Annotated in this window: 18 protein-coding genes; 15 read left to right on the plus strand and 3 right to left on the minus strand. The window is 44.2% G+C overall.

Annotated features, from left to right (window positions below):
• Positions 1-67 precede the first annotated feature (67 nt).
• Together AWB54_RS03940 and AWB54_RS03945 are read left to right on the plus strand one after the other, a co-directional pair.
• Positions 68-1,594, plus strand: a complete 1,527-nt coding sequence (locus tag AWB54_RS03940; RefSeq protein ID WP_061213316.1) for an aminotransferase class I/II-fold pyridoxal phosphate-dependent enzyme — start codon at positions 68-70, stop codon at positions 1,592-1,594.
• Positions 1,595-1,704: 110 nt separating this feature from the next.
• Positions 1,705-2,163 (plus strand): hypothetical protein, encoded by a 459-nt coding sequence (locus tag AWB54_RS03945; protein ID WP_160328905.1) that lies wholly within the window; start codon positions 1,705-1,707, stop codon positions 2,161-2,163.
• 67 nt (positions 2,164-2,230) lie between these two features.
• Here the strand turns inward: AWB54_RS03945 and AWB54_RS03950 are convergent, their stop codons facing one another.
• Positions 2,231-2,656: a MaoC family dehydratase gene (locus AWB54_RS03950; protein ID WP_061213318.1), complete on the minus strand. Its 426-nt coding sequence runs from the start codon at positions 2,654-2,656 to the stop codon at positions 2,231-2,233.
• 76 nt (positions 2,657-2,732) lie between these two features.
• Positions 2,733-3,161 carry a MaoC family dehydratase gene (locus AWB54_RS03955; RefSeq protein WP_061213319.1) on the minus strand — a complete coding sequence of 143 codons (429 nt, stop codon included), beginning with the start codon at positions 3,159-3,161 and terminating at the stop codon, positions 2,733-2,735.
• Between the two features lie 170 nt (positions 3,162-3,331).
• Here AWB54_RS03955 and AWB54_RS03960 point away from each other — a divergent pair, with 170 nt between their 5' ends.
• The 3 genes from AWB54_RS03960 (at position 3,332) to AWB54_RS03970 (ending at position 6,812) form a co-directional block, all read left to right on the plus strand.
• Positions 3,332-3,895, plus strand: a complete 564-nt coding sequence (locus AWB54_RS03960; protein WP_061213320.1) for a sigma-70 family RNA polymerase sigma factor — start codon at positions 3,332-3,334, stop codon at positions 3,893-3,895.
• A complete protein-coding gene (locus AWB54_RS03965; protein ID WP_061213321.1) occupies positions 3,892-5,250 on the plus strand; it encodes a hypothetical protein in 1,359 nt (452 codons plus the stop codon). The genes AWB54_RS03960 and AWB54_RS03965 overlap by 4 nt, the downstream gene beginning before the upstream one ends.
• 371 nt (positions 5,251-5,621) lie before the next feature.
• Positions 5,622-6,812 (plus strand): MFS transporter, encoded by a 1,191-nt coding sequence (locus AWB54_RS03970; protein ID WP_061213322.1) that lies wholly within the window; start codon positions 5,622-5,624, stop codon positions 6,810-6,812.
• A 32-nt stretch (positions 6,813-6,844) separates the two neighbouring features.
• Here AWB54_RS03970 and AWB54_RS03975 read toward each other — a convergent pair whose 3' ends face one another.
• Complete coding sequence (locus AWB54_RS03975) at positions 6,845-8,410, minus strand: FAD-dependent oxidoreductase (protein ID WP_082736004.1); 1,566 nt, start codon at positions 8,408-8,410, stop codon at positions 6,845-6,847.
• A gap of 312 nt (positions 8,411-8,722) precedes the next feature.
• Between AWB54_RS03975 and iadA the strand changes: the two genes are divergently transcribed.
• From iadA to AWB54_RS16640, 10 genes are all read left to right on the plus strand, one after another.
• Complete coding sequence (iadA, locus tag AWB54_RS03980; RefSeq protein WP_153014652.1) at positions 8,723-9,856, plus strand: beta-aspartyl-peptidase; 1,134 nt, start codon at positions 8,723-8,725, stop codon at positions 9,854-9,856.
• 312 nt (positions 9,857-10,168) lie between these two features.
• A complete protein-coding gene (locus AWB54_RS03985; protein ID WP_061213325.1) occupies positions 10,169-10,978 on the plus strand; it encodes a cyanophycinase in 810 nt (269 codons plus the stop codon).
• Positions 10,979-11,007: 29 nt separating this feature from the next.
• Positions 11,008-13,671: a cyanophycin synthetase gene (gene cphA, locus AWB54_RS03990; RefSeq protein ID WP_061213326.1), complete on the plus strand. Its 2,664-nt coding sequence runs from the start codon at positions 11,008-11,010 to the stop codon at positions 13,669-13,671.
• A gap of 365 nt (positions 13,672-14,036) precedes the next feature.
• Positions 14,037-15,053 (plus strand): 3-deoxy-7-phosphoheptulonate synthase, encoded by a 1,017-nt coding sequence (gene aroF, locus AWB54_RS03995; RefSeq protein WP_061213327.1) that lies wholly within the window; start codon positions 14,037-14,039, stop codon positions 15,051-15,053.
• Between the two features lie 17 nt (positions 15,054-15,070).
• The gene (locus AWB54_RS04000) at positions 15,071-16,150 is read left to right on the plus strand and encodes a prephenate dehydrogenase (protein ID WP_061213328.1); all 1,080 of its coding nucleotides are present in this window, start codon (positions 15,071-15,073) and stop codon (positions 16,148-16,150) included.
• A 373-nt stretch (positions 16,151-16,523) separates the two neighbouring features.
• On the plus strand, positions 16,524-17,810 hold the full coding sequence (aroA, locus tag AWB54_RS04005) for a 3-phosphoshikimate 1-carboxyvinyltransferase (protein ID WP_061213329.1): 1,287 nt from the start codon (positions 16,524-16,526) through the stop codon (positions 17,808-17,810).
• Between the two features lie 81 nt (positions 17,811-17,891).
• Positions 17,892-18,587 (plus strand): (d)CMP kinase, encoded by a 696-nt coding sequence (gene cmk / locus AWB54_RS04010; RefSeq protein WP_235811083.1) that lies wholly within the window; start codon positions 17,892-17,894, stop codon positions 18,585-18,587.
• A gap of 1 nt (position 18,588) precedes the next feature.
• Positions 18,589-19,182 (plus strand): lysophospholipid acyltransferase family protein, encoded by a 594-nt coding sequence (locus AWB54_RS04015; protein WP_061213331.1) that lies wholly within the window; start codon positions 18,589-18,591, stop codon positions 19,180-19,182.
• 56 nt (positions 19,183-19,238) lie between these two features.
• A complete protein-coding gene (locus tag AWB54_RS04020; RefSeq protein WP_061213332.1) occupies positions 19,239-21,320 on the plus strand; it encodes a bifunctional 4-hydroxy-3-methylbut-2-enyl diphosphate reductase/30S ribosomal protein S1 in 2,082 nt (693 codons plus the stop codon).
• Between the two features lie 21 nt (positions 21,321-21,341).
• Positions 21,342-21,566, plus strand: a complete 225-nt coding sequence (locus AWB54_RS16640) for an FmdB family zinc ribbon protein (RefSeq protein WP_082736005.1) — start codon at positions 21,342-21,344, stop codon at positions 21,564-21,566.
• The last annotated feature ends 20 nt before the right edge of the window (positions 21,567-21,586 follow it).

Consider the following 21,586-nt stretch of genomic DNA (forward strand, 5'->3'; position numbering starts at 1 on the left):
CATGGCAAATTGTCTTGGGCTTAGCTGCCAGCATTTGTACAATGAATAAAGGGGTATTAACAAGGTTATGGACCAAGAAAGGACACCTTTACTGGATGCTTTAAAAAGCTATGTTGAAGAAAATGTAATCCCTTTCCATGTTCCGGGTCACAAGCAAGGTCGGGGAAATCCAGAATTACGTAAATACATTGGTTCAAATGTACTTAAAATGGATGTTAACGGGATGAAAGAGTTGGATTACATTGGCAACCCCTCTGGAGTGATTGCTGAAGCCCAGCATCTTTGCGCTGAGGCTTTTGGAGCAGAACAAGCATACTTTCTTGTGAATGGTACCTCTTCCGGGGTTCAGACTATGATCATGAGCGCATGCAATCCCGGCAATGAAATAATTATTCCGCGAAATGCTCATAAATCAACGATCGGAGCAATCATCCTGAGCGGGGCGATCCCGGTTTATGTGCAACCACAGGTCAATAAAATGCTGGGAATTGCCACCGGTGTCAGTGCAGAAAGCATTCAAAAGGCGATTGAGGAGCATCCTCAGGCCAAGTCCGTATTCATCATTAATCCATCTTATTATGGAATCCATTCAGATTTAAAAAGCATTGTGGAGATTTCCCATCAGGCTAATATGACTGTACTTGCCGATGAGGCCCATGGGGCGCATTTATATTTTCACCCGGAATTTTCTTTAAACGCTATAGAGGCAGGAGCCGATATGAGTGCAGTAAGTATGCATAAGACAGGGGGTTCCATGACCCAGTCATCCGTGCTGCTGCACCAGGGGGACAGAATTTCGGTGGACCGGGTCAAACAAGTACTGCAGTTGAGCTACACTTCCAGCGCTTCCTATATCCTGATGTTATCTATCGATATTGCCCGAAAACAACTAGCCACCAGAGGGCAGCTTCTTTTAAACAAAACCCTGGCCTTGGCCAGACAGGTACGCCAGGAGTTAAATGACATCGAGGGTATCTACGCTTTTGGTAAGGAACTGGTAGGTTCTCCGGGATGTGCTGATTTTGATGAAACCAAATTAGGTATTCATGTTAGAAAACTTGGATTAACTGGTTACCAGATTGAAAGAATTCTCCGAGAGCGCTATAAAATACAAATCGAGTTTTCAGACATCTACAATGCTTTAGCTATTTTAAGCCTGGGTGATCGGAGAGAGAATTTGCGGAAACTAGTAGCTGCATTCAGGGAAATCGCTGGCGAGAGAGAAAGTAAAGATGCATCTAAATGGTTCAATATTCCATTTTGCCCGGAAATGATCGTTACTCCTCGTGATGCTTTTTATAGCCCCAAAAGAATTGTTCCCCTGGAATTATCAAGGGGTGAAATATCTGGTGAAATGATTATGGCCTACCCGCCGGGAATCCCGGTAATCTGCATGGGGGAGAGAATAACCCAGGAGATCATCGAATATATTCAATTGTTGCGGGTTGAAGGGTGTGAACTCCAGGGAGCTACCGATGCAGGCATCAATCACATAAAAGTCCTGGGGTCAGCTTTGCCTCAAGCGTCTGTATCAAAATCCGTATCCCAACCCAGGTCAGCTTATCAAGAAATTCCTGTGTATTTATCTCCCTAGCTATGGATAATAATTAAGGTGGCACTAGATTGATGCGGGAAATGGATGGTGAATAAATATGCTCGGGAAGCATTCCTTCAAGTTTTTACTTGTCACATGCGGCTGAACTATTGGATTATGGTTTCAATCGATATACCAAGAAGATATTATTGCCCCAGGGTGCGATTTGTGGCATAGTCCAGGTAAAGAACGGAAGTAAGGATTATGTTCAAGTAAAAACGGCTGAAGCCGTATGCTCTGTTGTTTTGAAAGGACAAGAGAAGAACTTGAATAGTGAGAAAAAACTGGAGTCGGCTGTTAAAGCTCCGGTTAAGCAGGGCCAAAAATTAGGTGAAGTCTTAGTTTACAACAATCAAGGCTTGCTTAGAAAAGTGAACCTGCTTGCTTCCCAGGATGTTCCGGCAACTAATCCTTCGATTATATCGAAGGATTCTTTAACTGCTTACGGATTTCCGGCCCTTTTAGCAATTATCGCCATTATTCTATATCTTGCTCATATAAGCCGCACTCAATATAAAATAGGAATCATAAAGAAAAAGCAAGATGGCAAATATCATAACCGTCGATAGGTATCCGTTGTTTTATGAAGGTTATCTAGTATCGCATTCCATAACAGCAGGGTGCTGGTTTAAGTTGTTAAGGCTTCTTTGTTACCGGCATCATTTTAGCCTCGCCATCTACCACGATTTCACCCCGCTGGTTGGTGCAATAGGTGCGCAGCCAGACCCGGTTTCTGGCCTCATCTTTTTTGGTCACCTCAACGGTCGCGGTTATTGTATCACCAATATAAACCGGTTTCTTAAAATCGCACTCCAAACCCACGGTAATGCTGCCTGGCCCGGGGAGTTGAGTCCCCAGTACATTGGAAATAAACCCGATAGATAATATACCATGGGCAATTGTCTTGCCGAAAGAGGTTTCACTGGCAAATTCATTGTCGATGTGAGCCGGGTTAAAGTCGCCAGTAACGCCTGCGAAGGAATAGACATCATATCCAGTTACAGTTTTAGTAAAGTCCGCTGAATCACCAACATTGATTTCATCGATCGTTTTACCTAGCATGTTCCTTTGCCCCCTTATTATGTTTCCATACCGCTTAACCATAACTCGCAGAAACTGCCTTTAGAATCATATGTAGTTAGGCAGGCTTCTTTCTAGTTGGCATCATGATCGCTTCGCCATCGACTACAATCTCATCCCTTTGATTGGTGCAATAGGTATGAAGCCATACCCGGTTCTTAGCTTCGTCCTTTTTGGTTACCTTAACGGTTGCGGTTATTGTATCACCGATGAAAACCGGTTTCTTGAAATCACATTCCTGGTGAATATAGATACTACCTGGCCCGGGGAGTTGAGTCCCCAGTACATTAGATATAAAGCCGATTGATAATATACCATGGGCAATTATCCTACCGAAAGAAGTCTCACTCGCATATACTGCGTTTATATGGGCCGGATTGAAGTCACCGGTGATTCCGGCGAAGGAATATACATCATATTCTGTCACACTTTTATTGAACGAGGCTGTATCACCGACATTGATTTCCTGAACAGTTTTCCCGAGCATGATCCTCCTCCTTTCATGTTGCTGATAGACGACAAATATTGATAAAAATCAACTTATGTTTCCTTCCTCAAGTATATCGCTTTTTAATACGACAAGGCTAATGAAATATATAATTGTTTAAGAGATACTCCCTCTTTCATGCGTAGTAATAGATAAAAGGGGGTGGTAATTTGGAATATTCACAGTTGGAGCTGGTTCGAGGAATAAAAAACAAGGATTCCGGTGCTTATGAATACATGATAAGCAAATATAGCAAGCCGGTTTACTACCTTGCGCACAGCATTCTGTCAGCATTACACAGCAAAGAAGACATAGAGGAATGCGTTGCCGACGTTTTTCTTGATGCCTGGATCAAAATTGCCGAATTCAACGAAGAACAGGCCAGCTTCAAGACTTGGCTGCTTATTCTGACCAAGTACAAGGCATTTTCCTATAAACGCAAGAGGCGTAGGCATCTAGACAATATCGTGGATATTGCGGATATAGAGGCAAGGGACAATATCAATCTGGAAAAGCAGGTCATCCTGAGACAGGAACAGGAACAGGTAATGGATATCATTAACAACTTTGCGGAAACTGACCGGGAGATATTCTTCAGGAGATTCTTACTGGGTGAAAAAATCAATGATCTTGCCAGAGCTTTCAATCTGTCCAGGGCAGCCGTAGACAACCGGCTCTTACGGGGAAGAAAGGCCATAAAGGAGGGTTTGAAAAAAGGAGGGTTTGAAATATGAATGAAGACAGAATTATCCTGATGTTGAGCCGGCTCGATGATGACCGGTGGGAAAAAGAGATAGATAAGCTTATGGAAGGAGTTGATTTCAATATGGAATCGATAAAAAGAAAGGCAGTTCAAAAACTTGCCCAACATAATACCAGCATAATAAAAAAATCCAGTTTAAGAAAACGCCTGGCTTACGCAGCGGCGGTATGTGCCTGTTTTGTTTGCCTCAATGTGGTATATGCCGATGAAATATCGGAGACGATAAAATCTTTTTTCAACAAGACTCCGGTGTATTCAACCATGGTTGACGGCAAGGCCTATTATCTTCCCCAGAGCTTGAAACTGGATGACAAAACAACGGTTAACAGCTTTATGGTATCCGCCGACCGAATGGAGATGGAATTGACCTCGGATCTGAGCCCGGAACTTCTGTGTAGTATGAAAATTGTGCCTAAAAATGACCCGGACACCGAGTATACTATAGGGGAATATTCCGAAGATGGAGAAAAAAAATATTGTCTCGGACTGATAAACGCCAAAGAAAAGAACTACAAGTTCAAACCAGCCAAAGAGTTTAACCTGCTGGTCGGCGGCCAAACATATGCCATCACCCTGGAGGAGGCCAGGAGCTTGGACGGAACACAAAAGCTGACGGAAAGCGGACCAAGTTCAAATAAGATTGATTTGGTAACAGTTGGGGCAAACAGCATTGAGAAAGACGGCCAGCGAGCGGTTCAATTGATTGCTTCTTTTAAAGACCAGGATATGAAGCTTAGTGCCTTTGGTGAGCGGCTTGATAAAATATCCAAGCTTACAGTAGAGGATCTGGGTAAGGATGGCATAGTGAGTTCCGGCACCGCGCCAAAGCTGGCAGACATTTATGCAACGGATGAAAAGGGCAACAAGTATAAACTGGAAAAGCCCCAGGGTGCCAGAACGATGCCCTTAACTACTTTCGTAACCGGAGCACCCAAAGATAGCAGTCTTACGGTCAATCTGCCAGCCCTTCAGGCATGTTATAAAAAAAAGGTCGGCAGTTTTAACATCAACATCCCCAAAGACGGCAAAGAAAGTCTTAACCGCGAAGTTGATTTATTTGCTCAGAAGGCAGTAGTCAAGAGTGTAACACGGATTTCCCCAACCTCGGCAAAACTGGTAATGCAACTAAATACAGGAGACCAAAAATTCGTTAAGATCAGATCCTTTTGTATTCATAGCAAGGATATTAGGAAGATTGAGTCAGAATTTAGCGGTGATAGAGCTATTATGACGCTTGAGTTCAATAAGGATGTAAATGTGGCTGATCTGGAAATCTCCTGGCCGGAGTTCGAAATGAACGGCAACTGGACCATTAACCTGAAATAAACGGCAATTAGGAGTGAATCAGTTGTCAGGTTTGGTCTTTAATCTAAGCACGTATTAATCTGGCTACCAAAATTAGGTCTGAACGCTAAAAGCAGGTTCTCACGCTAATGAGAACCTGCTTTGTAATATTTTGAAGGTTATTGTTAAGAAACACGGTTTAGCAAGAGAAGGTAGCGGCAACTGGTGTTTTCCTCTGTTGGAGGCAACCATAATCATTAGTGGAATTTAATTAACGGAATAACAATAAAGTGTTGTCTGGAATGCTTATTTATGGTGGTCCCCAGTATAGCGTTCCTGGTTGAATGGTAGTATAGTATTATATGTTTGGTTTAATTGTCTGATATCGATGATAATCGAAAGAAGGATATATTTTGACTGAAGAACGCATATTCAACCGGAGTTCGGCTACCCTCTTTTTTTCCATCTTTATGGTGGGTATAGGATTCAGCATTATTATGCCCATATTGCCATACTACGCTGAATCTATGGGAGCCAGTGCCTTCCAATTGGGTTTGTTGATGACTGTTTATGCCCTGTGCCAGTTCATTTTTGCACCCTTCTGGGGAAGCTATTCCGACCGGGTAGGACGAAAACCGGTGTTATTAGTGGGGATGTTTGGTTTTACTCTTACCTTTTATATTTTTGCCCTGGCTAATTCCTTATGGGTTCTATTCGTGGCCCGGATCGCCGGCGGAGCTTTATCCTGTGCAACTGTACCAACAGCTATGGCAGTGATGGGGGATACCAGCAGCCCGGAAAAAAGAGGGGCCGGTATGGGGATGGTAGGGGCTTCCATGGGGATGGGTATGATATTCGGCCCGGCTATAGGGAGCGGTCTGGCCCATATATCGCTGGCTGCTCCTTTTGTGGTGGCGGGTTCTTTGTCGCTTTTAATCTGCTTTTGCATACTCTTTCTGGTTAAAGAGTCTTTACCTGTGGAAGACCGGGTTTCTGAAGCGCAAAAAATTGACCGCGCCCCCCTCCTGAAGGGTTTAAAAAGCCCCCTGGCTTTTTTATTTACTGCCATGTTCCTGGCTAGCATGGCGGAAGCCACCAATATGGGTACCTTTGCGTTATTTGCGGAAGGCAAGCTGGGTTTTGGGCCCACCAGTATGGGGTTGATATTTAGCTGTGCCGGACTGGCTTCGGTACTGGTTCAGGGATTCGTGGTAGGAAGGTCTATAAATAAATGGGGGGAAGAAAAGACCAGCGGTGCCGGTATTATTCTTATGGCTGCGAGTTTTGCTCTTTTTCTGCAAGCCAAAAGCCTGCTGGAATTGATTATCTATATGGGAATATTTTCCGCGGGAACCGGTTTGATCCGTCCTTCCATTTCTGCCGCCACCTCCAAAAGGACCACGGGTTCGCAGGGAACAGCCATGGGTGTTCTACAAGGTTATGATAGTCTGGGGCGGGTTATCGGTCCTTCCCTGGGGGGATACTTGCTGGATATGAATCTTAGCTATGCCTATATCTCCGCAATCTTCTTTTCCGGACTGGCTTTCATAACCCTGCTTTTTAATCGCAGCAGAGGGGAAAATAAGGAACATGAATTTTCTTAAATCTTTCTATCTAAAACGAGGCCTGTCTCAAGCTACTTGAAAATCTTGGCTTCCACAATATTAGCCTCATCGTTGGCCTGATGGAGTTGGTATATGGCAGGACCTTCCACAATCTCACCTTTATATGAAAATCTTGAGCCATGACAGGGGCAATCCCAGGTCTTTTCAGCATTATTCCAAAGCAGCTCACATCCTAAATGGGTACAAGTAGTATCAACCATGTGCAGCTTATCGTTTTCATCCCTATAAATCCCCACGCGATCGCCTTCAAAATTAATAGTTTGTGCTTCGCCTTTATCTAGTTCACTGCACCCCGGTAAACCTTCCAGTTTTCCAGCTACAAGATCTTTGGCCACAGTGGCATTTTGAATGATGAAGCTTTTAACACTGGAAAGATTGAGGAAAAACCTGGAGGGGCTATAAACTCTGGCCCAGGGGTTATCTCCTTCGCTTATCAAGTCCTTTAGAATCATAGACGCTGCTGTACCATTGGACATACCCCACTTTCCAAACCCTGTGGCAACATAAAGGTTGGGGTTTTGAGGGGTTAGCTGCCCAACATAGGGGACACCGTCAATAGTCATACAATCCTGGGTAGACCACCTATAGAGCACATTCTGAACATTAAAGTTTTCCTGGGCAAAATTGAACAGGTTTTGATAATGGACATTAGTATCTTCGCCATGCCCTGTTCTGTGGTGTTCACCAGCAAAAAGGACGATTTCTCTATTTTTAAAAGGTTGAGAACGAAGCGATCGTCCCGGGCCCTCGGCGCTTATAAACATCCCTTCCGGAAATTGTTCCTCAATTTGGGCGGCAACAATATATGACTTTTCCGGATAGATTTTCGTAAAGAACAGACCCCCTCCATCAAAAAACGGAAAGTGAGAAGCAATAATTACCTTTTCTGCAGTGACTTTATTTCCCTTTCGGGTCACGACCACCGGTCTATCGTTATGATCAATATCCACAGCTTCAGTGTTCTCGTAAATAAGTCCGCCTTCACTAGTGAATTTTTGGGCCAGGGCTTTTAGATATTTGAGGGGATGAAATTGGGCTTGCTCATCAAAACGCATAGCAGCTTTTACGGCAAAAGGTAAAGGAAGACTGTCGAGATAACTGGCTTTGATTCCCAGACTTAAAGCCACCTGCGTTTCTTCCTCCAGCTCGCTGATGTATTCATCAGAACATGTATATACAAAAGCAGGACACCATTTAAAATCACAATCGATTCCATTCATGCTTATGGTTTCGGCGATATGCTGAATAGCACTTTGATTGGCCTCTGCGTACTGTCGGGCTGAATCCTCACCCATTTGCTGCTTAATATTTGAATAGATAATTCCATGCTGGGAAGTTATCTTGGCTGTGGTGTGTCCGGTGGTGCCGTTAAGGATTCTATCTGCCTCAATTACAGCCGTCTTTAAACCGGCCTGGTTCAAAAGATAGGCACTGCTGATGCCTACTATTCCACCGCCGATAATAGCTACATCGACATTTATATCTTCGTTTAGCATGGGATAATTAGTTTCTTCGGTAGATGCAATCCAGTAGGGATTCGTATTATCTGGAAATTCTAATTTTGCTGCCATTATCATCACTCCAATTTCTTTAACTCCTTATAGTTTTTGCTCCCTCAAGCAAAATATACAGGCAGTCCGAGAGAATATCCCAACATTAATATATAACGAAGTAAATATATACACGTTTTTTTAAGCGGACAGGTTCCTATTAACAAAACAGGCATCTGGTTATAATTCCCAACCTCGTTGCAGTACTGTGTTGAAACTGCTCTGCAATTTCCATCTGAAGCTTAAATGAAAAGTCTGTAAATTGCGGCAAATAATCCGGGGAATCATATCTCGCGTCCTGGGCAAAATTAAATGGAAAAGAGCGTATCAGGAGGAAATGTGTTTAAACTCTTAAAAAATGGGCATTGTTTTGCCCCGGATGACATGGGGATTAAAGACATATTGCTTGCTTATGACAAAATATGTGACATAAAAGATAAGATATTACCCGCCGATCTATGGGATGTAGAAGTAATAGATTGCCAAGATTGCTTGGTATGTCCGGGTATTATCGATCAGCATGTTCATATTACCGGCGGGGGAGGGGAGCAAGGCCCCATTAGCCGAATACCGGAAATTATGTTTAGTAAGATAGTTGAAGCCGGGGTAACTACGGTAGTTGGAGTTTTAGGTTTTGACAGCATTACCAGAAGTATTGCCGGACTTTTAGCCAAAGCTCGGGGATTAGAGGCCGAGGGCATTACCACATATATTTATACCGGAAGTTATGGTAGTCCTACTGAGACTTTAACCGGACGCGTGCTTACTGATATCGCCTTACTTGACAAGGTTATTGGGGTTGGAGAAATTGCCATTGCGGATTATAGATCCAACCATCCTTCCTTGCAAGATTTGCGGACTTTGGCTTCGGAAGCGAATGCAGGAGGTATGTTAGGTGCCAAGGCGGGTGTTTTGCATCTGCATGTAGGAGATGGTGAAGAAGGGCTGCAATCTCTCTTCCGATTGGTAGAGGAATCTGATTTCCCTATCAATATGTTTGTTCCTACTCATATTAATAGAAATGCCACACTCTTTGATCAGGGTATAGAATTTTTAAAGAAGGGTGGCCAAATCGATTTAACTGCCGGTGAGACAAAAGGCTATAGTGTAGCTGAAGCTCTCGCGATGTTAGTTGCCCAAGGGATTAACCTGGAAAAGGTTACAGTTTCATCCGATGGAAATGGCAGCGCTTCCAATGAAAGCGGAATCAGCAATATAGATCAATTATTCTATGATATCCGGGCGTGCATATTGGAAAATAACCTGCAATTATCAATGGTTATCAAGACAGTCACCTTGAATCCGGCCCGAATATTGAAACTCTATCCCCAAAAGGGGTGTCTTTTGCCGGGCAGCGATGCGGATATTCTCATTTTAAGGGAAAATGATCTTAGTATTTACCGTTTACTAGCCCGGGGACAGGTAGTTGTTGAGGATCAGAAGGCTGTTAAAAAGGGTAAATACGAAAACTGATGTCACTGCAAAAAGTTATAAATATGCATTAGCTTGCATAAATATACCGCTCGCAGTCTTCGCATGGGCAACACCTGCGGCTTGTCTCGTGGCTCAAGGGGTGCCGCGCTGATCTCCCATCCTGGTCAGTAGCGCTCTCGCGACGTCCTGTCGCTCGCCCCCTTTCGCCTGCTCGCCTTCGCCGGGTGTTGCATCCATGCTTCGCCAACGCTCGCTTTGTATATTTATGCAACCCTCATGCAACAAAAGGGGTTTTTGCAGTAGAGTCAAAACTAGATATGTTAAATAGCATATCATTAGGGGGATTTTAAATTGGGTCATTATAAAAAAGGTGAACTGGTAATTATCGGTGGTGCCGAAGATAAATATGGTGACAGCCGTATTTTAGAAGAGGTTGCAAGAATCATCGGTGGAGAGGATGCCAGGGTGGGCATCATGACTACAGCAACTCAACATCCCGAAGAGGTGGGGGAAGAGTATCGTAATGTCTTTTTGCGATTGGGGGTTAGGGAGACCGACATTATAAGCATTAATTCCCGTGAAGAAGCTAATCTGGATGATAATGTAAGAAGAATTAGAGATGTAAGCGGATTCTTTTTTACCGGTGGGGATCAACTTAGAATAACCAGCATTCTTGGAGGCACCAAAGTATATGAAGCGTTGTTGCATTCATTTTATCATGGAACGCCTGTAATTGGAACCAGCGCAGGTGCTTCGGTAATGTGCAGCACCATGATTGTTGAAGGCAACAGTAATGATGCGGCCAGGAAATGCACATTGAAGATGGCTCCCGGTTTGAGACTATTGGAAGGAGTAATTATTGATCAACATTTTGATCAACGGGGAAGGCTGGGCCGATTGCTATGCGGCATAGCTGAGAATCCTGGAATTTTAGGTATCGGTATTGATGAAGATACGGCCATCAGAGTTTATCCGGAAGAATATTTTGAGGTTCTCGGGAATAACGCAGTAACAGTTATTGACGGCAGATCTATAAAATACACCAATGTTTCCGAACTCGAGCCAGATCAAATATTGACCATAACCAATGCCAGCCTTCATGTTTTATCTAAAGGTTATGGCTTTGATTTTAAAAGACGGGAATTAATAAGCATTAATTAATTATTGTTATCATAGGGGGATATATACCAATGGAAGTGGTTAGTATGCGCAATTATAGCGGCAGGAATATATACAGCCATAAATCTGTTGTTAAGATGATAGTAGAATTAGGTGATTGGGCAGAAATCACAACCAATGAGATTGCCGGTTTTAATGATAGATTATTAAGCTGTTTCCCGGGTTTAGGCAGCCACCACTGCTCGCCCGGTTATGAAGGTGGATTTGTGCAGAGACTTAAAAAGGGTACCCTGGTATCTCATGTTACCGAGCACCTGGCTCTTGAGCTGCAATGCATCCTGGGCTATGATGTCTATTTCGGCAAAACCCGGCTGATAAAGGAGCCTGACAGATACTGTATTATATATGAGTATATAAATGAGAGTTGTGCCATGGAGGTAGGCAATGCCGCCGCGGAAATAGTATTAGCCTTGGCTCGAAACGAAGCTATTGCTATTGATAAAGTATTAAAGCGCTTGCAGCAAATTTCCTTTGACTCCAAGCTGGGCCCCAGTACTCAAGCTATTTATGATGAAGCGAGGCGGCGTCATATACCGGTTAGACAGCTGGGCGGGGACAGTTTATTGCAGCTTGGCTATGGCAAACAGATGCGTTTTATTGAGGCCTCCCTGCCTGGTAGTACAAGTAGTATCGCAGTCGATTTGGCTAAGAATAAGCAAATGGTTAAGGATTTATTAAAAGAAAATAATATTCCAGTGCCTTGTGGGGGAATTGTAGATTCAGAGGACGGGGCCGTGGTTTTGGCGGAACAAATAGGCTATCCCATCGTGGTAAAGCCCTGGGATGCCAACCAGGGAAAAGGAGTTACCACTAACATCAAAGATGAAAACATGTTGCGGAAGGCTTATCGCCTGGCAAATTCCTTTGCTAAACGTATTATAGTTGAGAAATATATCCGGGGAAAAGATTATCGCATTTTAGTTGTGGGTAATAAGGTCGCAGCGGTGGCAGAACGAAGACCTCCATATGTAATAGGTGATGGACTTCATTCTATTTCTGAATTGCTTGAAGAGGAAAATAAGAATCCCAACAGGGGGATAGGCCATGAGAAAGCTTTAACTAGAATTCATTTGGATTCAGTAGCCAAAGAGTTCCTGGCCCGGTCTGAATTAAATGAAAACAGCATCCCTAAAATCGGAGAACTAGTTTATCTTAGAGAGAATGGAAACCTTAGTACAGGGGGTAGTGCCCGCGATTGTACCCGGGATATTCACCCGGTAAATAAGGAATTGGCCATTAAGGCAGCTAAAATAATAGGACTGAATGTAGCCGGGATTGATATGGTTGCGGAAAATATCTCTGAGCCATTAACACTGCAGAATGGAGCAATAATTGAAGTAAACGCCGCGCCAGGTCTCAGAATGCATCTATATCCAAGCAAAGGTGAGGGCAGAAATGTAGCTGCCGATATTCTTGATCAAATGTATCCCGCCGGAAGCATGTCTTCGATTCCCGTAATATCAATAACAGGTACCAATGGTAAGACTACCGTTGCCAGGCTGATTCGGCATGTTTTATCACTTGCTGGCCAAAAGGTAGGCATGACCTGCTCTAGCGGCACTTATATAGGAAAAGAATGTATCGCGGAAGGTGATAATACTGGACCGCTTAGTGCCCACTCCATACTTTATAATAGAGATGTTGAGGTTGCAGTATTGGAAACGGCCAGAGGCGGAATTATTCGGAGAGGTTTAGGATATGACCTGGCCGATGTTGGTGTCATTACAAATATTAGTGGAGATCATTTGGGAATGGATGATATTAATACTTTGGAGGATATGGCTTTTGTCAAATCTTTAGTCGTTGAGGCAATAAAACCGGATGGTTATGCGGTTTTAAACGCAGATGACGGGATGACTGAGCATATTGTCCGCAAAGCAAGCTGTAATCTAGTGTTATTTTCCTTAAATAGGGATAATATACTGGTTGAATATCACATAAAGCAGGATGGTATGGCCGTAGTAATTGAAGAGGATCTTATTGTCATATATCAAAACAAAATTAGAGATGAAATCGTGAGCATTAATGAAATACCCATAACTTTTAATGGAAAAGCTATCTGTAATATTGAAAATTCATTGGCGGCGGTGGCCAGTCTTTCTGCTTTTGGCCTGGCAAAGAATGTGATCAGGTTGGGGTTAATGTCTTTTACACCCGATCCAACTGCCAATGAGGGCAGGTTCAATCTTTTTGATATGGGGAGTTTCCGCGTACTGCTTGATTATGGACATAACTGCAGTGCTTATCAATCTGTGATGCAGTTCATTAATAATATGAATGCTGCAAGACTGGTCGGTATCATAGGTGTTCCCGGAGACCGGCTTGATAAAACAATTTTTGATATAGGCCAAATATCCGGGCAAGCATTTTCCAAAATTTATATTAAAGAGGATGAGGATCTTAGGGGAAGATCAGCTGGTGAGGTGGCTGGCATTTTATATAATGGAGCTGTTAGTGGTGGGGCTGATAGGAAGAACATGGAGATTGTTCTATCGGAAACAGAAGCTTTAAAGGCCGCTATTAACAATGCACTTACAGGAGACCTGATTGTAATGTTCTACGAGAAATTTGATAAAGCTTATGAATTGGTGGAGTCATTTATTAAGGGACAAACCCAGCCAATACCTTTGCTTCCTGATACGGATACCTGCTTTATTTACCAATCCATTTACTAAATTTCGCTGCTGACCAGGACGGGAGATTAGCGCGGTACCCCTTGAGCCGCGAGACAAGCCGCAGGTGTTGCCCATGCGAAGATTGCGAACGGTATGCATATTAATAACTTTTGCAGTAGAATCATTATATGATTAACCCTGTTGATTAACCCTGTTTTTTAAACCGCTAATATTGAGGAAAATTTCTTATTGCCTTGGAACTACCGGCGTGGTATTCTTGAGATGTAGTACGGTAGATCAACAAAAAAATGGTAGTATGGTAGGATGGTGGGAAATATTGGCAATGGGCAATTATGCCATTGGTGATTCCTTCACTGATGGCTTTTTCTGCTTTCTCACCCTTCGCCTAAGAGGGAGGAATTGTATTGATTATTGTAATGGAAAGAAATGCAGCACCGGAACAACTTCAAGTGGTGAAAGAGAGGCTGCAGGACAAGGGTTTTAAAGTTCATCTATCTCAGGGGGTGGAAAGAACCATAATCGGTGCCATTGGGGATAAAACTCCAGCACTTATGGAACTGTTTGAAACCATGCCCGGGGTGGAAAAAGTGGTGCCAGTAATGCAGCCTTTCAAGATGGCTTCGCGGGAATTTCAAATGGAACAGAGTATAATAAAGGTGGGAAATACTGAAATCGGCAGTGGACAAGTACAGATTATAGCTGGTCCTTGTGCGGTGGAAAGCCGGGAAAAATTCCTGGAAATAGCTAAATTAGTAAAGGAATCAGGAGCGACCATGCTGCGGGGAGGAGCATTTAAACCCCGAACTTCACCCTATTCCTTTCAGGGTTTGGAAAAGGAAGGTTTGGAAATACTGGCTGAAGCCCGCCAAATAACAGGATTGCCGGTGGTTACAGAGATAATGGATACCCGTTTAATAGAAATGGTTGCCGGATTTGCTGATATCCTGCAAGTGGGTGCCAGGAATATGCAAAACTTCTTTTTGCTGCGGGAACTGGGCAAGATTAATAAGCCAGTGTTGTTGAAAAGGGGGGCTTCCGCTACTATTGAAGAATGGATAATGGCAGCCGAATACATCATATCCAGCGGTAATAATCAGGTGATTATGTGTGAGCGGGGAATTCGGACTTTTGAAAACTACACGCGCAATACCCTTGACCTTAGTGCCGTACCGCTTATCAAGCAGCTAACCCATCTACCGGTTATGGTTGATCCCAGCCACGGAACCGGCAAGTGGAAACTGGTGGAGCCGATGGCCATGGCGGCGGTGGCGGCAGGATGTGATGCCATAATGGTTGAAGTTCACCAAAATCCCAGTGAAGCCCTTTCCGATGGGCCACAGTCATTAACGCCGGAGCGTTTCGGGAAGATGGTAAGAAAAATCAGAACTATAGCATCAAGCCTGGGAGATAATAATTATTAAGGCAGGGGATATCTAGGATGCAAGCCGATGTTTTAATAGTGGGTGTAGGACTTATCGGAGGTTCTTTAGGATTAGCCCTCAAGGACTCACCTTTGGTTAACCGTATACTGGGATCTGACCGGGATACCGCCAGCCTGGATAAGGCGCTGGAAATGGGAGTTATTGACCAGGCTGTTTCCCTGGAAGAAGGGGCCAGGCAGGCCCGGCTTGTTTTTCTCTGTACCCCCTTGAGGTTTTATCCGGAAATAATTAATAGCATAAAACCCCATCTTAAGCCGGGGAGCATTGTTAGTGATGTGGGCAGTACCAAGGAGGAGGTTTGCCGCCTGCTGGCGGCTTTACCGGAAGGAATCTGGGCTATAGGGGGCCATCCTATGGCTGGTGCGGAAACCAGGGGGGTGCAAGGGGCCGATCGCTATTTATTTGAAAACGCTGTTTATGCCCTAACCCCTCTACCGGATGTCCCGTCTCCTGTACTCGATTTCATGGTGGAATTGCTGCAAAATACCGGAGCCAGAATCCGGTTTATGGAAGCCACCTTGCATGACCAACTGGTGGCTACGGTAAGTCACATTCCCCACCTTACGGCTGCAGCCCTGGTATCTTTGACCGGGGGCCGGAATGAAAAACTGATGATGGCAGCCGGGGGATTCAGAGACACAACTCGTATAGCATCTTCCAACCCGGAACTCTGGGAGGATATTCTTTTTTCCAACCGGGAACAAATTGTGCCTCAACTTGAGCAACTCATTTCTTCTTTAACGATAATCAAAGAGGCACTGGCGGGTGGCGACCACGATAATATACTTGGACTATTACATGAGGCCAAGGCTATAAGGGATAAAATACCTCGAGTTCGGCGGGGCCTGATCCCGGAATTTTGCGATATCATCTGTATTGTACCTGACCGGCCTGGTATTATCGGTTCCCTGGGCCAGATTCTGGGCTGTGAAGGGGTAAATATTGTAGACATTGAAATATTGCGGGTGCGAGAAGGTGATGGAGGTACCATCCGCCTGGGGGTTCCCCGGCTGGAGGACGCCGAAAGGGCAGTAATAGCTCTGCAAAAGCAGGAAATTAAAGCCTGGACAAGGTGAAGCAGTGGGATACTCCTCACTTTTGTAACTAATTAACTTTGGTTCTACTGCAAAAACCCCTTTTTGTTGCATAAGGTTGCATAAATATGCAAAGCGAGCGTTGGCGAAGCATGGATGCTTCACCCTTCGGGTACGCCTGGTGTTCCACCCTGAGGGTGTCACTATTAAGGTTGCCTCCCATGGACGGGAGATTAGCGCGGTACCCCTTGAGCCGCGAGACAAGCCGTAGGTGTTGCCCATGCGTAGCGCCCTGTCGGGCACAACTGATGCTCCCTTCGGTCGCTATTAAGGACGCTGGAGCGGAATATTTATGCAAGCAAATGCATAATTATTACTTTTTGCAGCGGAATCAACTTTGCATTGGGAGGATATAATGCGCAGGATAAATAGTGCTTCGAAACCATTAAAGGGAGAAGTATCAGTTGATGCGGACAAGTCCATATCTCACCGGGCGGTGATTTTTTCCGCTCTGGCTCAGGGGAAGAGTGTTATTAAAAACTTCTTGCCGGCCAGCGATACCCTTTCATCCTGTTCCTGCCTTGGGCAATTAGGGATAAAGATTGCAGCCAGGGATTCCGAGATGCAGGTTTATGGGCGCGGCTTAACCGGCTTTAGCGAGCCGCATACAGTGCTGGATTGTGGTAATTCCGGCACTACCATGCGGCTAATGGCTGGTTTATTATCTGGACAGCTCTTTCTCTCGATTCTTAATGGAGATGAGTCTTTGAACCAGCGGCCAATGAAACGGATTATAGAACCTCTGGGCTTCATGGGAGCTAGAATTCAGGCGCGAGAAAACGGCAATTATCCCCCACTGGTAATTATAGGGAACAGACTTTCCGGCCTGAGATACCAGCTTCCAGTGGCCAGTGCTCAAGTAAAGTCGGCCCTAATGCTGGCGGCTTTAAATGCTGATTCCGAAACCTTGCTGAGCGAACCGCAAAAATCACGGGATCATAGCGAGCGGATGCTTACAGCCATGGGAGCAGATATTGCTGTTAACGGCCTGGAAATAAGGCTGAAACCAGGCAAAGAACTTCAAGCTACGGAGTTCCTGGTTCCCGGAGATATTTCATCGGCGGCTTTTTTCATGGTGGCTGCTAGCATAATACCAGGCTCAGAATTACTCATTCGCCATGTGGGGGTAAACCCCAGCCGGGCAGGAATAATTGAGATTTTAAAGGAGATGGGAGCTCGAATCAAGCTGGAAAATGAGCGGATTATAAGCGGAGAACCCGTTGCCGATCTTATTGTTTCACATTCTCGATTGCAAGCGGTTAACCTTGATGCCGCCATTATACCTCGGCTTATAGATGAAATTCCTATCCTGGCTGTAGCTATGGCCCTGGCGGAGGGAGAGTCCACTGTCAAGGGGGCTGCGGAATTAAGGGTTAAGGAAACGGATCGTATTGCGGCCATTTCTAGTGAACTGGCCAAAATGGGTGTGGACATCAGGGAACAGCCGGATGGTTTTGTAATCAAGGGTAAACCGGATTCTCTGCAGGGGGCCCGGGTGAATAGCCAGGGGGATCATCGTATAGCCATGAGCCTGGCGGTTGCGGCATTGGCGTCCAAGAGGGAAAGCGTGATTGAGGATTCAGAGGTGGTGAATATTTCCTTTCCCCGCTTTTGGGATTTGCTTAATACTGTAACTTCCTAAAATAAGTGAACCCTCACTCCTTACTTTTCTTACTAGGGAAACACTTATTCATGCAAATATACTTCCCCTGCACAGGGGCTTATGCTAGAATATAGGGTAAGATTTTTGGGTGGTTTGATGATGAAGATTGCTATTGACGGACCGGCCGGTGCGGGAAAAAGTACTGTGGCCAAGACCTTGTCTCAATTAATGTCATATATATATATTGATACTGGAGCTATGTACCGGAGTCTTACCTGGAAAGCACTGCAAACGGGGACAAATCTTGATGACGAAAAAGCCCTCTATGAGCTCGCCACCAATACCAATATCCATTTCCAAAAAGATGATTCTCAACAAAAGGTATTCTGTGATAGCTTTGATATAAGCGAGGAAATACGTTCACCTCAAGTTAGTTCGTATGTGTCCAAGCTGGCATCCTATCCCTTAATTAGGAAATTAATGGTACAACGACAGCAGGAAATGGCCTGTAACCATTCAGTAGTAATGGATGGAAGGGATATCGGGGAGTGTGTATTACCGGATGCTGATTATAAGTTTTTTTTAACGGCCAGTATTGCGGAAAGGGCCCGCCGTCGTTTAGAAGAAATGAAATCTCAAGGTTACGAACAGCAACTCGAAGCAATAATAGATGGGATTAGAAAACGGGATGATGACGATGCCCGGCGGGAAGTTGGGGCTCTTAAAGTATTACCGGATTCTATTGTAATAGATACCAGTAATATGACAATTGAACAAGTTATAGAGAAGATTCTATCCATTATCCGGGAGGATTAGGATGCTATATTCGTTTCTCAGGGCTATTTTTCGGGTTCTTTTTTTTCTATTCGGTTTGAAATCAGAAGGATTACACAATATAGCGGAAAAAGGTCCTTTAATACTGGCGGCCAACCATGTTAGTTACTGGGATGCTATAGTGGTAGCCACCGCAATAAAACGGCCGATAAATTTTATGGGCAAAGCTGAATTATTTGATTATCCTTTGCTGGGATATTTTATAAAAAGACTAAATGCATTTCCCGTCAGAAGAGGCACCGCTGACAGAAATGCTATAAAAAAGGCCCTTTTGCTTTTGGAAGAGGGAAAAATCCTGGGTATATTCCCTGAAGGGATGAGAAACTTAAAGGGGGAAGACTTGAAGGCCCAGGCGGGAGTAGCTATGATAGCCCTTAAATCCGGAGTTCCAGTAGTACCTGTAGCCTGTATAGGCACTAATAGGATTCTGCCCCTGGGATGGTTTCGCCCTCTAGTGGTTAGGTTAGGCGATCCTATTGGCCTTGAAGAGTATCAGGGGCAAAAAGTTAATTCAGCAGCTTTGGAAAAGCTAAGTGGTGAGATTATGACTAAAATAAATCTTCTTTTAGAAAAATAAAGAAGGATTTAGCTATATTATTACTGAATAGTAATAATGTCTGTGAGGGAAATAAATTGTATGTACTACTTGCTCGAAATGCAGGATTTTGTGCGGGGGTAAGAAAAGCAGTAAAAATTGCGGAGGAAGCTGCAAGAGAACCTGGTAAGTGGTTTAGCTTAGGACCGCTGGTTCATAATGACGAAGTAGTAAATTACTTCCGCCAAAAAGGCATTGAGACGGTGGATACACTGGAAAGAATTGGGGAACAACCGACCGGGATAATAATCCGCTCCCACGGAACTTCCCCTGAATTGATAAAACAAGCCTGGGAACTCGGCTTGGAGGTTAGGGATGCTACCTGTGTTCTGGTAAAAAAGATTCATGAAATAGTAACCCGGTTAAGAGGTGAAGATTATGATATAGTTGTTTTTGGGGACGCCAAGCACCCTGAAGTCAAAGGAATATTGGGGTGGTGTGGCCAGAGAGCTAGTGTAGTGGCCAGTGCTGATGAAGTCGGTGATTTGCCTGTTATGCAAAAAGTAGCACTGCTTTCCCAAACCACCAAGGATGAAAAGGAATTTCAAAAGGTAGCGGGAGCTTTAAGTAATAAATGCCGGGAACTAAAGGTTTTCAATACTATATGCTCAGCCACCAGGAGCCGACAGGAAGCGGCCAGAGAATTATGCCGGAAAGTAGATTTAATGCTGGTAATCGGCGACCTAAAGAGTTCAAACACCCGCACTCTAAGTAAGGAGTGTCAAAACACCGGAGTCAGGACTTTTCAAATACAAAAGGCTTCTGAAATCAAACCGGAATGGTTGGATGGGGTATCAAAGATCGGAATTACCGCAGGAGCTTCGACTCCGGACTGGATAATTAAGGAGGTATTGGATAGGATGACGTTGTATGAGGAAGAAAAGATGCTTGATGAGAAGCAGGAAACAAGCATGGAGACTATGCAGGAAACAAGCGTGGAGACTATGCAGGAAACAAGCCTGGAGTCTCTGGAGCCTGAAGTCAAGGAAGAAACGCCCGCCAATGAAGAGTCATTTGCCAAGCTGGAAGCCGAAATGGCCGATTTTACTACTCCCAATAAAGGAGATGTAATAAAGGGCAAGGTAATTCAGGTGCTGGATGATGAAGTAATGGTGGATGTGGGTGGCAAATCTGAAGGAATTATCCCCCTTCGGGAGATGTCCTTGCAAGATATAGATTCCGCCAAGGAACTGGTTGAAGTTGGTGACGAGATAGAAGTAATGGTATTAAAATGGGATGATGATGGTACCATTCTGCTTTCCAAAAAGAAAGTTGATGCCAAAATACTTCTGGATGAGTTAGAGGAAAGCTTTAAAGAAGGAAAAGTAATTACAGGTACGGTTACAGGAAGCGTTAAAGGTGGTTTATTGGTTGATGTTGGAATCGTAGCCTTTTTACCCGCTTCTCATGTTGAAGATGGCTATGTTAAAAATTTGGATGAATACATTAACCGGGAACTGTCTTTTAAAATAATTGAATTCAATCGTAACAAGAGAAGAGGTTCGCAGGTAGTGCTTTCCCGTAAAGAACTGGTAGCTGAAGAAAAAGCCAAACAGAAAAAACAGTTCTGGGAGGAGATCGAAGAAGGACAGGTTCGCAAAGGCAGGATAAAACGGCTGGTAGATTACGGTGCTTTTATTGACCTGGGTGGTTATGAGGGCCTATTACATGTTTCCGAGATTGCACATACCAGAATTGATCAACCTTCCGATGTTTTACAGGAAGGAGAAGAAATAGATGTTTACATCCTGGCTCTGGATAGAGAGAAGGAGAGAGTATCCCTGAGCCGCAAGAAATTACTTAAGAGCCCCTGGGAGATAGTGATGGAAAAATTCCAGGAAGGGGATATTATTGAAGGTACAGTAGTACGGATTGCTCCATTCGGAGCTTTTGTTGAAATCGAAGCCGGGGTTGATGGTCTGGTTCACATCTCCCAACTGGCCAACCATCGTGTGGAGAAACCTGAAGATGTGGTTCAAGTTAATGAGAAGATTAAAATAAAAATACTTAGCATTGACCCCGAAGAAAAGAGAATAGGACTTTCCCTGAAGGAAGCCCTGAATGAGATGGAAAATCAGGAAGTACAAAATTATATGGAAAAACAAGAAGAGAACGAATAAGTATTTTAGGAGTGAAAAGAAATGCCAATTTTTGACTTTGAATGTCAAGATTGTGGTAAATCTTTTGACAAGATGCTTTCCTACATTGACAAAGATAAGGTTCGTTGCCCGGAATGCGACTCCTCCAATATAAAACAGCTACTTTCTTCTTTTAATACCACACGGGGGGGTACGAAGGCGAATAAGCTGCCAAGCCCCGATAGCTGTGGAGGATGCAGTAACAGTGGGTGTCCAATGAGGTTTTAGGCTGCCGCTGGCAGCCTTTC

It is taken from the genome of Syntrophomonas wolfei subsp. methylbutyratica (assembly GCF_001570625.1).
Taxonomy (GTDB): domain Bacteria; phylum Bacillota; class Syntrophomonadia; order Syntrophomonadales; family Syntrophomonadaceae; genus Syntrophomonas; species Syntrophomonas methylbutyratica.

Excerpts from the sequence above, each read along its gene's own strand:
- AWB54_RS04000 (WP_061213328.1), top strand. The coding sequence starts at position 15,071 with ATGCAAGCCGATGTTTTAATAGTGGGTGTAGGACTTATCGGAGGTTCT.
- AWB54_RS04015 (WP_061213331.1), top strand. The coding sequence starts at position 18,589 with ATGCTATATTCGTTTCTCAGGGCTATTTTTCGGGTTCTTTTTTTTCTA.
- AWB54_RS03965 (WP_061213321.1), top strand. The coding sequence starts at position 3,892 with ATGAATGAAGACAGAATTATCCTGATGTTGAGCCGGCTCGATGATGAC.
- AWB54_RS16640 (WP_082736005.1), top strand. The coding sequence starts at position 21,342 with ATGCCAATTTTTGACTTTGAATGTCAAGATTGTGGTAAATCTTTTGAC.
- cmk (WP_235811083.1), top strand. The coding sequence starts at position 17,892 with ATGCTAGAATATAGGGTAAGATTTTTGGGTGGTTTGATGATGAAGATT.
- AWB54_RS03940 (WP_061213316.1), top strand. The coding sequence starts at position 68 with ATGGACCAAGAAAGGACACCTTTACTGGATGCTTTAAAAAGCTATGTT.
- aroA (WP_061213329.1), top strand. The coding sequence starts at position 16,524 with ATGCGCAGGATAAATAGTGCTTCGAAACCATTAAAGGGAGAAGTATCA.
- AWB54_RS03950 (WP_061213318.1), bottom strand. The coding sequence starts at position 2,656 with ATGCTAGGTAAAACGATCGATGAAATCAATGTTGGTGATTCAGCGGAC.
- AWB54_RS03975 (WP_082736004.1), bottom strand. The coding sequence starts at position 8,410 with ATGATAATGGCAGCAAAATTAGAATTTCCAGATAATACGAATCCCTAC.
- cphA (WP_061213326.1), top strand. The coding sequence starts at position 11,008 with ATGGAAGTGGTTAGTATGCGCAATTATAGCGGCAGGAATATATACAGC.
- AWB54_RS03955 (WP_061213319.1), bottom strand. The coding sequence starts at position 3,161 with ATGCTCGGGAAAACTGTTCAGGAAATCAATGTCGGTGATACAGCCTCG.